Raw genomic sequence first — 10,969 nt, forward strand, 5'->3', positions numbered from 1 at the left:
AAAAATGAAAATGAAAATTCAACAAATTGCTTTTTTAATCGCATTCGCTTCTGGTAGCGTTTTTGCCAGCAATAATGTAACACTCAATAAAGTAACCCTGTTTTTGCAAGGAGCTGAATTGCAAGGGCAGTCAACGGTGTCGTTAGCTAAAGGTGAAAGCTAAATTGCATTAACTGGAATTGCTGATGGTGTTAGAGCTAATTCAATTAATGTGGGATTTGGTAAAAATGCTAATGTAAAAGTACTCTCAACGTCATTAAATGAAGATTATTCTAACAATGATAAACAAAATGACGAAATTAAGCCTTTACTTGAAGAGTTACAGCAATTACATGAAAAACGTGATACGGCTGATATTCAATTAAAAGCCATATCTGAACAAGTTGCTCTTTTACAAGGAAATCGTTTAGATTTATTAGTAAAAAGTGACAATGATAGTTTAAGTGGAATGAAAAATACCTTAGATTTCATTAAAACCAATTTAATCGCAACACTAAATGAACAAAATAAACGTCAAAAAGAAGTCGATCAGATAGATGTCCAAATAAGGCAATGTCAAGATAAAATTGATAAGCGCAAAGCATTAACAAACAGTCCTAACAGTGCAATTATCGTTAAGGTTTATTCTGACAAAGATATGACATTACCAGTTACTTTATCTTATGTCACCAATAAAGCTGGTTGGGTTCCAGTTTATGATGTGCGTGTTGCTGATATCAACTCCCCGTTACAATTAACTTATAAAGCAGATATTTATCAAAATAGTGGCTTGAATTGGCAGAATATCGATTTTAGTTTATCGACTTCTAATCCAAGTGACGGAATAACGGCGCCTGATTTATTGCCTTGGCATATTGATATCTATTCTGAAAAAGGTGGCTTCTTTTTTTCTAAACATGATGATATAAGTGCAAAAGTATCAAGATCCGTTCGCCCTGATGATAATGCATTAACCAATACTTTAGGCATTAACACGCGCTTTGAGGTTAAATTGCCCTATACCATTAAATCGAATACCCAAAGTAATATCCTTACGTTACAGAACAAAGAAGTTGAAGCAAAATATCATTACATTGCCATTCCTAAATTAGATAGTAGCGTGTACTTACAAGCACAAATTACTGATTGGGATAAATTAGACCTTTTGCCTGGAAAATCGACAGTATTTTTTGATGGCAATTATATTGGTGAGAGTTTTATTACTACTAAAGATTTAAAAGAAACATTGGATATCTCTTTAGGAAAAGATAAAAACATTTTTATATCGCGTAATCGTAATATTAATGAAACATCAAAACCTTCGTTATTTGGTAATGATATTTCACAAAAATATGCTTATACCATTGATGTAAAAAATGCCAAATCGCTACCAATTGATATTATTGTTTATGATCAGCTACCGAATATTATAAACAAGACAGTAGTGCTTGATGATGCTAAATATGATGATGCAAATTATGATAAAAAGACTGGCACATTAATGTGGCAATTTAAATTAAATCCAAACGAAAATAAAAATCTTAATTTAAGCTTTAAACTTACTTATCCAAAAGATAAAGTTAGCGATATAATTGGATTGTAGATAAGTTAATAATAGACGTAAAATATGTTAAATCAGTGGCTCAGCCAATTTAAACAAGACAGCCAAATTAGTTTGCTGGATATTCATTTGGCATATTTTCTAACCAATAAAGCGAAGCTAAATGATGATATTACGGCTAAACGTTTTAGTTTTTTGGTGCTATCGTTAAGTAAAGAGGTAAGATCTGGTCATGTTTGTCTGGATCTTACTTACTTAACTCAATCTACTATTGAGCCGCAACTTTGGTTAGATTTAGGATCACCGAGCGAGCATGATTGGAAACTCACACTAGAACAAGCAGGTAATCATCAGGTTGTGAGCGATGGAGCAAGTTTATCTCCGCTTATCTTTATTGAAAATAAACTCTATTTTCAACGTATGTGGTTGGATGAAAAAAATGTCGCTCAATATTTTAATCACACAACGCTGGATAAAGAGTTAAGCGGTGATGCTGATTTAAGCGCGATACTTAATCAGCTTTTTGTCTACAATGAATCTGAAATTGATTGGCAAAAAGTAGCCGTCGCTTTGGCATTAACACGTAAAGTTGCTATTATTTCGGGGGGACCTGGTACTGGCAAAACAACCACTGTTGCCAAAATTTTAGCCGCAATTATGCAAACCAACCCAAAAGCTCGCTTGATTACCGCAGCGCCAACGGGTAAAGCCGCATCAAGGCTAACCGAATCATTGAGCCGAGCAATAGAACAACTCTCTGTGACAGCACTAAATATAAAAGCTGAAGCGATCACTTTACACCGCTTATTAGGTGCAAAAGCAGATAATCGTTCATTCAAGCATGATAAGAACAACCGATTGCATGTCGATGTATTAGTGATTGATGAAGCGTCAATGGTGGACTTAAATATGATGGCAAGGGTTATTGAGGCACTACCAAATGCTGCTCGTTTAATTTTATTAGGCGATAAAGATCAATTATCATCAGTTGAAGCAGGTGCCGTATTTGGTGACCTTTGTACTTTTATTACACATGGTTATAGTGAGCCACGAGCCAAAGAACTTAGCCAATTAACTGGCTATATTGTACCGGCTTGCAAGCAAACAGTTGCAATCACTGACAGTATTTGCTTATTACAAAAGAGTTATCGCTTCAATGAATCATCTGGTATTGGGTTATTGGCTAATGCAGTAAAAGAGGGACGTTCAACGGTTGTTAAGAAATTACTATTTGATGAGTCGTTAAGTGATATCCAATATCACGCACTTTCATCTCAGCAAGCTTATCATGATGTTTTACAAGATAGTATTAATCATTATCAACATTATTTAAATATGATTAAGCAAAGCGGAACGCATGATATTGCGGCAGTTTTAGCTAAATTCGCCGAATATCGTTTACTTTGTGCCGTAAGAGAAGGTCATTTTGGTGTAGAAGGTTTAAACAAACAAATTGAGTTATTATTAGCTAAAAGTAAATTGATTCATTTAAAAAATAAAGAAACATGGTATGTTGGCAGACCAATTATGATTTTACGTAATAGTGCTTCATTAGGGCTGTATAATGGCGATATTGGCATTACATTAATGGCAGAAAATGATAGCTCAAAGTTACGAGTGTATTTTCCTTTCGCAGATGGTTCAATTAAAGGGTTTTCACCATTTCGATTACCTGAACATGAGACTGCTTATGCCATGACCATCCATAAATCGCAAGGATCAGAGTTTGATTATGTTAATGTGATTCTGCCAATTGATTATTCGCCGTTGCTCAATCGTTCTTTGCTTTATACCGCAATTACCCGTGCTAAAAAAACCGTTGCAATTTATGCAGTTGAATCAATTTTAATACAAGCGATTAAATCACAGACACAAAGGCATAGTGGTTTAGTGGATTTATTACAAAATAACTCATAAGTTTGAGTATTTTAAGCACTGTTAAATGAATTGTTATTTATCGGGTTTGTTGGTAAAAGTTTCGGGTGGAGTAATAAAACAGGGCAATAAGCCCTGTAATAATTGAATTAATGGATAATTTTAGCTAAAAAGTCTTTAGCACGATCTGATTGTGGATTAGTAAAGAACTGTTCTTTTGAGGTATCTTCAATAATTTCGCCGGCATCCATAAAGATAACTCGGTGCGCCACTTTACGGGCAAAGCCCATTTCATGAGTAACGACCATCATGGTCATACCTTCATAAGCGAGCTCAACCATAACATCTAATACTTCGTTTACCATTTCGGGATCTAGTGCTGAGGTTGGTTCGTCAAACAGCATCACAATCGGATCCATACATAACGCGCGAGCAATAGCCACGCGTTGCTGTTGACCACCAGAAAGCTGAGCAGGGTATTTATTGGCATGAGCCAGTAACCCAACACGTTCTAGAAGGTTAAGTGCTTTTTCTTGAGCTTCTTCATCTGTTCGACCTAACACTTTAATTTGTGCAAGTGTTAGATTTTTTAAAATAGTTAAGTGTGGGAATAACTCAAAATGTTGAAACACCATGCCTACTTTAGAACGTAATTTGGCTAAATTGGTTGATTTGCTAGTTATTTCTGTCCCATTAATAATAATTTTACCCTGTTGAATAGGCTCTAAAGCGTTTACGGTTTTTATTAAGGTTGATTTTCCTGAACCCGAAGGACCACAAACAACCACAACCTCGCCTTTACCGACTCTTGTTGTGCAGTTTTTTAATACCTGAAATTGTCCATACCATTTTGATATATTTTCTAAGGAGATCATCGATTTATCCCTTTTTTGTAATAATTAACTAAACGTGAAGCAGTAAAACAAATTATAAAATAACTTGCTGCTGCAAAAATAATCATTGAATACTTAACCGTACCACCTTGTACATTACCGATTTGTGTCACACTTGCTCCAAATAGGTCTATTAAGCTCATTACATACACCAAAGAAGTATCTTGGAATAAGATAATACCTTGAGTTAATAATAGTGGCACCATCGATCTAAAAGCTTGCGGTAAAATAATTAAACGCATGGCTTGGCCTTTAGTCATACCCAAAGCGTAAGCTGCATGATATTGGCCTTTAGCAACAGCATTAATACCTGCACGAATAATTTCAGAATAATAAGCAGCTTCAAAAAGTGCAAAAGCAATCATTGCAGAAATAATTCGTACGTCAGCATAAGGAGGAAGATTAAATACATATTTAATAACCTGTGGCAATGCTAAATAGAACCATAACAATACTAATAATAGCGGGATAGAACGGAATAGGTTGACATAGCATTTAGCAAAAATATTAAATAATTTATTATTTGATAAACGCATTAATGCCAGTACTGTCCCCCAAACAATACCAAAAATCACCGCAGTAAAAGTAATTTTCGTTGTTAACCATAGCCCACTTAGTAATAAGTGGTAGTTGTTTAACATGAGTGAGGGGATATTGGCAATCCAATTAAATAACTGCATTTTATCCTCCATGATTCATATTAGGTAAACGCGTGTGTTTTTCAACAATTCGCATAATAGTCAATACAGCATAGTTAATTAACATAAATGCAATAGTGACTCCACATAATATTTCCACAATACTATTGGTTGACTCATTAATACGATCGATTTGACCGATTAAATCAATTAACCCAATAGTTGAAGCAACCGATGAATTTTTAATAATATTGGTCATTTCTGATGTTAAAGGTGGAATAATACGTCGGTAAGCATTTGGCAATAAAACATGCATATAAGCTTGTTGATTGGTTAATCCAAGTGCAATGGCGGCATATCGTTGACCTTTAGGTAAGGTTTGAATACCCGTTCTTACTTGCTCAGCAATACGCGCAGATGTAAATAACCCCAAAGCAATTGCAGCTGTGATAAAAGAGCTAACATTAGGCGATAAACCAGAAATAAACCATGTTTTTAAACTCCCAGTTAAGATTTCCGGAAATAACATGTACCATAAAAACATTTGTACGAGTAGCGGAATATTACGAAATAGCTGAATATAGCCTGCTGCAAAGTTATTTAGAAACCGATTTTCTAAGGTTCTACATATTCCCACAAGCGATCCTAGTATAAATGCGATGATCCATGCAGCCGCAGCTAATGAAACTGTCACAAAAATACCATTTAACAGCCAATTTAGGTAAATTCCATCACCGTAAGGTGTTGGTTCAAAAAACAAAGCCCAGTTAAATTTTTCAAAGAATTGAATTATCTCAGACTTAAATATTTCATAAGAATTCATAATATACTTTATACATAAAATTAGGTTATGTACTAAATGTTAAAAACATTATGTTAAAAACATTTAGTACATTGGATTAGAAAGATAAGAAAAGTATTAATCTAATGCTTTATCGTTAGGATTGGCAAAAAGCTCAACCATTTTGGGTGAAATTTCAAGATCCATATTTGCGCCTTTTGGCGGAACAGGTTGAGTAAACCATTTATTATAGGATTCTAGTGCTTTTCCTGATTTTTGCGCATCAGCAATTGTCTTATCCATTAATTGCTTAAATTGTGTATCGCCTTTTCTTAGCATACAGCCGTAAGCTTCATAAGAAAGTGGTTCGCCCACAATTTTCCATTCAGCGGGATTAATTGCGCGTGAGCGTTCACCTGCAAGTAGTGCGTCATCCATCAAAAATGCAGCAGCACGACCTGTTTCTAATGCATTAAACGCATCACCATGATCTTTTGGCGTAATGATACGAATACCTAAATTATTTTTATTGTTGATTTGGTTTAAACGAATTTCAGACGTTGTACCTGCCGTAGTGACCACATTTTTGCCTTTTAAATCCTCAATACTATTGATATTGCTATCAGCTTTTACTAAGAATCGAGTACCAACAATAAAAATGCTGTCTGAAAAACCAACCGTTTTTTGGCGTTCAACATTATTAGTTGTCGAGCCACACTCAAAATCGTAAGTGTAGTTATTGAGTAATTGAATACGAGTCTTAGAAGTCACTGGTAAGTATTTCACTTTAAGATCAGGCATGTTTAATTCTTTTTTAACCGCATCAACGATTAAATTAGAATAATCTTGTGAATAACCAATAACTTCTTGTTTTTCACCATAATAGGAAAATGGAATTGAAGATTCACGATGACCAACAACAATAACGCCACTATCTTTAATTTTGGCTAATGTACCACTAAGTTCCTCTGCAATAGCTGAACTAGTCATTAGGCCTAACATTGCAAATGATAACACTAGTTTGGTTAATTTTGTCTTTCTGTTCATACTCATCTCCTACTGTTTAGTTTGTATCATATTAAATAATTTTAATATTTTTACAAAGGGGGTATATTATAACTTATTTTTTATCATAAAAGTACTTTTTACTGTTTATTTGTTTATCATTGAAACTAGGTGCAATCAATAATTCGCATAATATTATGGCTACGAATTACACCAATACTTATTTAAATCCAATTATATAATAAGCAATAATTATGCCAGTATTGTAAATTATGAACGTCGTTTTATAAAAAGTGAGATAAACATTAATATCATAATTACAAAATAGGGTAGAGTGCCCCATTTTGCATAAGGTGTTAAACCTATTGTGGGCGATACAGATGCTGATAAAACACCTGTTTCAAATTGTGGTAATTGTTTAACGATATTACCATGCTCATCAATAATTGCAGTAATTCCCGTATTGGTACTGCGAATTAAAGGTCTGCCAAATTCCAGCGCCCTAGCTTGTGCCATCTGTAAATGTTGTTTAGGACCAATGCTATCGCCAAACCAAGCATCATTTGAAACAGTAAGTAAAAAATCGGTATCAGAGGCAAAGTTTTGATGGATTAAATTCGATAAAATCACTTCATAACAAATAGCGGGTGTAAATTTAAAGCCTTTTATGTGTAATTGAGGTTGTGTTGTTTCGCCAGGTTTCATTGATGACATTGGAATATCGAGAATGGCGGCAATCGGTTCAAGTATTGACTCTAGCGGTGTAAACTCACCAAAGGGTACCAAATGATGTTTTCTATAACGATTGGTTGTTGGGTATTGATAAGGTTCTTTTTCACCAAGCACTAACAGGGTATTATAGATATCTCCATTGGATTGATATCCTTCTTCACCAAAACGATAATCAAGAATGCCCACGGCAATTTCAGCATCATGAGCTCTAGCTTGGTTATCTAAATATTGCAAAAAAGTTTGCTGATTGATTTCGTAATCGGTGATACTGGCTTCTGACCAGATGATAATTTCATTTTTATTTAGATTGTCTAAGGTAAGTTTAGTATAGGTTTGTAACGTGTTATTGAGCTGTTCTTTTGTCCAGCGGATTGACTGCGAAATATTTCCTTGAATTAACGCAAAATGAGCCGAGCGCGTTTTGTCTACAGTAGTCCAATTAATATTGCTGAATGAAATTGGTGCAATAAAGAGCGTAAACAGTGCGATAATCGCACCAATTGCGTGCTTTCGGGATGTTTTGATGGTTATTGACTTAATACTATAAATAAATAACCCACACAAAATAGTAAGCAATAAAGTAACACAATCTATTCCCCCTATAGGGAAATAGGCTCGCAGTGGGCTATCAAGTTGACTATAACCGAGCTGTAACCAAGCAAATCCAGTCAATATATAACCACGTAAAAACTCAGTTATTTGCCAAAGCATTGGTGCTGCAAGTACTAGTTGATTAAATGAAAATTGTCCAGCAAAACGATTTACCATTCTTAATAGAAGAGCAAAAAGCATAGGATAAAGCGATAAATACAGGATTAAAAAGCCTAAAATAATAATGGCAACGGGTAGAGGTAATTCTCCATATTGTTTTATGCTGATATAAACCCAATGCACGCCAGATGTAAAATAGCCGATACCCCAAGTTAATCCCAATAGCATGGCTTGTTTTTTAGATTTATCAGCAATAAGCCATAAAAAACCCGCAAACGAGACAAAAGCTAACGGCCAAATATGAAAAGGTGCATAACTAAAAACGGCTATTGCACCAAGAAATATACTTAATAATATCTGTTTAAGCATTTTCAGGTAACTCTAAATTGGGCACGGTTGCACCATCAGGAATGGTGACATGTAATTGAATGATTCGTCGTCTGTCTGCAATGGCGACTTTAAATTGATAACCATCAATGGTAATGCTTTCACCACGTAAAGGTAATCGACCAAAATGTTGCATGATCAGCCCTCCAATGGTGTCCATTTCTTCATCACTAAAATGAGTTGCAAAAATATCATTAAAATCTTCAACGGGAGTTAGTGCTCGCACTGTGTAGACTGAGGCCGTTAAACGGCGAATATCACGATCTTCAACCTCATCATATTCATCTTCAATATCGCCTACGATAAGCTCTAAAATATCTTCAATTGTCACAAGGCCAGAAACACCGCCAAACTCATCTATTGCCATCGCCATATGATAGCGTTGCATCCGAAATTCTTTTAACATATGATCAACGCGTTTGCTTTCCGGAACAACAACGGTTGGTCTAAGAATTTTTTTGAGATCAAAATTATCAATACCTTGGCGAATAAAAATCAAAAGATCTTTAGCTAATAAAATGCCTTCTATGTGATCTCTATCTTCACTAATAACAGGATAACGGGAGTGCCCATGTTCAGAAATAATATCTAAACATTCATCGAGGGTATAATTGTCTTTAATTGTGATAATTTGTGAACGGGGTATCATAATATCACGAATGCGCTGTTCGGCTATATCCATAACACCTTCAATCATATCGAGCGTATCGGGATCGATAAGTTCGTTTTCTTCCGCTTCACGAATCACTTCAATCAGTTCTTCTTTATCTTTGGGCTCCGAATTAAACAACTGACTTAACCATAATGTAAACCCTTTTTTAGGTCTCCGGTGATTATCATCACTCATTTGCTCTTTTCCTTTCTTGCTTTGTTATTAATGTTGCTTATTTTATATTTGTGTTTAACTCATTCAATTGCTATTGAGTTAAACGGTTAATTGTGTGCTTTTATTCGTCAATAGGCTGATAAGGATCTTTAAATCCTAGCTGCTGCATGATATCAATTTCGATATTTTCCATTTCTTCGGCTTCTTCGTCAAGAATATGATCATAACCCAGCAAATGTAAACAACCATGCACAATCATATGCGCCCAGTGTGAGGTTAGTGATTTATGTTGTTGTACAGCTTCAGTTTCCACAACTTGCTTACAAATAATGAGGTCGCCCAATAAAGGAACCTCAATCTCAACAGGAGATTCAAACGGAAAAGATAAAACATTAGTTGGTTTATCTTTATGGCGATAAGTATAATTTAACTGCTGGCTTTCTTGTTCATCAACAATACGGATAGTCAGCTCGGCGTTATCCATAAACTGAGGTAAAATAACGTCTAACCATTGCAAAATTTGTGCTTCGCTGGGTAAATTCTGTTGCTCTTTTGTAGCAATTTGTAAATCTAAAATAATGGCGCTCATCTTATTTTGTTGACCTTACGTTATTATTCACGGTGATAAGGATGATTAGCGGTTAAGCTCCAAGCTCGGTAGAGGCTTTCAGCCACAATAACACGCACTAAAGGGTGAGGAAGTGTCAAGGGCGACAGTGACCAACTCTGTTCTGCCGCTGCTTTGCAAGCTGGGGACAAGCCTTCTGGCCCACCAATTAATAAACTCACATCACGCCCATCGACTTTCCAGCGTTCTAACTGATCGGCTAAATGGTGCGTGGTATAAGGCTTACCTGGAATATCAAGCGTTACAATACGATTGCTTTTACCGCAAGCACCTAGCATTGCCTCGCCTTCTTTATCTAAAATTCGGACAATATCTGCATTTTTGGTGCGTTTGCCAGCGGGGATTTCAATAAGTTCTAAAGGCATATCTTTAGGGAATCGTGACTGATAATCACCAAAAGCAGTGGTAACCCAGTTTGGCATTTTATTGCCAACAGCAATAAGCTGTATTTTCACGTAATTAACTCCAAAGTTTCTCAAGTTCGTAAAGCTGGCGGCTTTCTTCTTGCATGATATGTACAATCACTGAATCCATATCAACTACAACCCAATCTGCATCACTTTTTCCTTCACTGCCTAATACCAAATGGCCTTGTTTTTTTGCTTCATCAAGCAAATGGTTGGCGATAGACGAAACATGACGGTTAGACGTCCCCGTACAAATAATCATATAATCAGTAATGCTTGATTTACCACGGACATCAAGGGTAACAATATCTTTACCTTTTAAATCATCAATTTTATCAATAATAAAATCTTGTAACGACTGTTGCAAAATAATCTCTCTTATTAAAAAATAAAGCGTCATTATAACATATATTATTAAAAATAACGGTGATGATAAAATTTGGCGAGAAATAGTTTGTCAAACAGTTTCAGATAATCTATGCATTTCAGTAAAAAGTTCGCAACCTAGTCTACACATAAAAACACTATTGTCTTCTCTACAAAAGC

The 10,969-nt window shown here is 35.3% G+C and carries 12 protein-coding genes; 3 read left to right on the top strand and 9 right to left on the bottom strand.

Annotated features, from left to right (window positions below; all coding sequences use genetic code 11):
* Positions 1 to 10 precede the first annotated feature (10 nt).
* From A9G42_RS13970 to recD, 3 genes are read left to right on the top strand one after another with little or no spacing between them, the layout of a single operon-like run.
* Positions 11 to 163 (top strand): hypothetical protein, encoded by a 153-nt coding sequence (locus tag A9G42_RS13970; RefSeq protein WP_179854646.1) that lies wholly within the window; start codon positions 11 to 13, stop codon positions 161 to 163.
* Between the two features lie 48 nt (positions 164 to 211).
* A complete protein-coding gene (locus A9G42_RS10360) occupies positions 212 to 1,582 on the top strand; it encodes a DUF4139 domain-containing protein (RefSeq protein ID WP_065653381.1) in 1,371 nt (456 codons plus the stop codon).
* Positions 1,583 to 1,606: 24 nt separating this feature from the next.
* Complete coding sequence (gene recD / locus A9G42_RS10365) at positions 1,607 to 3,457, top strand: exodeoxyribonuclease V subunit alpha (protein WP_065653382.1); 1,851 nt, start codon at positions 1,607 to 1,609, stop codon at positions 3,455 to 3,457.
* A gap of 107 nt (positions 3,458 to 3,564) precedes the next feature.
* Here the strand turns inward: recD and A9G42_RS10370 are convergent, their stop codons facing one another.
* The 9 genes from A9G42_RS10370 to rsfS form a co-directional block, all read right to left on the bottom strand.
* The gene (locus tag A9G42_RS10370) at positions 3,565 to 4,290 is read right to left on the bottom strand and encodes an amino acid ABC transporter ATP-binding protein (protein ID WP_065567919.1); all 726 of its coding nucleotides are present in this window, start codon (positions 4,288 to 4,290) and stop codon (positions 3,565 to 3,567) included.
* Positions 4,287 to 4,988, bottom strand: coding sequence for an ABC transporter permease subunit (locus A9G42_RS10375; RefSeq protein ID WP_065653383.1), 702 nt, complete (start codon positions 4,986 to 4,988; stop codon positions 4,287 to 4,289). Before A9G42_RS10375 ends, A9G42_RS10370 begins: the two co-directional genes overlap by 4 nt.
* Position 4,989: 1 nt before the next feature.
* On the bottom strand, positions 4,990 to 5,769 hold the full coding sequence (locus A9G42_RS10380) for an amino acid ABC transporter permease (protein ID WP_065587759.1): 780 nt from the start codon (positions 5,767 to 5,769) through the stop codon (positions 4,990 to 4,992).
* A gap of 96 nt (positions 5,770 to 5,865) precedes the next feature.
* On the bottom strand, positions 5,866 to 6,774 hold the full coding sequence (locus A9G42_RS10385; RefSeq protein ID WP_065587760.1) for a glutamate/aspartate ABC transporter substrate-binding protein: 909 nt from the start codon (positions 6,772 to 6,774) through the stop codon (positions 5,866 to 5,868).
* Between the two features lie 228 nt (positions 6,775 to 7,002).
* Entirely contained in the window at positions 7,003 to 8,544 is a 1,542-nt protein-coding gene (gene lnt, locus A9G42_RS10390) for an apolipoprotein N-acyltransferase (RefSeq protein WP_065653384.1), read from the bottom strand.
* Complete coding sequence (gene corC, locus A9G42_RS10395; RefSeq protein ID WP_065653385.1) at positions 8,537 to 9,409, bottom strand: CNNM family magnesium/cobalt transport protein CorC; 873 nt, start codon at positions 9,407 to 9,409, stop codon at positions 8,537 to 8,539. Before corC ends, lnt begins: the two co-directional genes overlap by 8 nt.
* Positions 9,410 to 9,509: 100 nt before the next feature.
* A complete protein-coding gene (gene ybeY, locus A9G42_RS10400; protein ID WP_065567925.1) occupies positions 9,510 to 9,977 on the bottom strand; it encodes an rRNA maturation RNase YbeY in 468 nt (155 codons plus the stop codon).
* A gap of 23 nt (positions 9,978 to 10,000) precedes the next feature.
* Positions 10,001 to 10,471 carry a 23S rRNA (pseudouridine(1915)-N(3))-methyltransferase RlmH gene (gene rlmH, locus A9G42_RS10405; protein ID WP_065567926.1) on the bottom strand — a complete coding sequence of 157 codons (471 nt, stop codon included), beginning with the start codon at positions 10,469 to 10,471 and terminating at the stop codon, positions 10,001 to 10,003.
* Between the two features lie 4 nt (positions 10,472 to 10,475).
* Positions 10,476 to 10,823 carry a ribosome silencing factor gene (rsfS, locus tag A9G42_RS10410; protein ID WP_065567927.1) on the bottom strand — a complete coding sequence of 116 codons (348 nt, stop codon included), beginning with the start codon at positions 10,821 to 10,823 and terminating at the stop codon, positions 10,476 to 10,478.
* Positions 10,824 to 10,969 lie beyond the last annotated feature (146 nt).

This window comes from Gilliamella sp. Nev6-6 (assembly GCF_001690605.1).
In the GTDB taxonomy this organism is placed as follows: domain Bacteria; phylum Pseudomonadota; class Gammaproteobacteria; order Enterobacterales; family Orbaceae; genus Gilliamella; species Gilliamella apicola_C.

Coding starts and splice junctions, on each gene's coding strand:
- A9G42_RS13970 (WP_179854646.1), top strand. CDS start 11: ATGAAAATTCAACAAATTGCTTTTTTAATCGCATTCGCTTCTGGTAGC.
- recD (WP_065653382.1), top strand. CDS start 1,607: ATGTTAAATCAGTGGCTCAGCCAATTTAAACAAGACAGCCAAATTAGT.
- A9G42_RS10370 (WP_065567919.1), bottom strand. CDS start 4,290: ATGATCTCCTTAGAAAATATATCAAAATGGTATGGACAATTTCAGGTA.
- A9G42_RS10375 (WP_065653383.1), bottom strand. CDS start 4,988: ATGCAGTTATTTAATTGGATTGCCAATATCCCCTCACTCATGTTAAAC.
- A9G42_RS10380 (WP_065587759.1), bottom strand. CDS start 5,769: ATGAATTCTTATGAAATATTTAAGTCTGAGATAATTCAATTCTTTGAA.
- A9G42_RS10385 (WP_065587760.1), bottom strand. CDS start 6,774: ATGAACAGAAAGACAAAATTAACCAAACTAGTGTTATCATTTGCAATG.
- lnt (WP_065653384.1), bottom strand. CDS start 8,544: ATGCTTAAACAGATATTATTAAGTATATTTCTTGGTGCAATAGCCGTT.
- corC (WP_065653385.1), bottom strand. CDS start 9,409: ATGAGTGATGATAATCACCGGAGACCTAAAAAAGGGTTTACATTATGG.
- ybeY (WP_065567925.1), bottom strand. CDS start 9,977: ATGAGCGCCATTATTTTAGATTTACAAATTGCTACAAAAGAGCAACAG.
- rsfS (WP_065567927.1), bottom strand. CDS start 10,823: ATGACGCTTTATTTTTTAATAAGAGAGATTATTTTGCAACAGTCGTTA.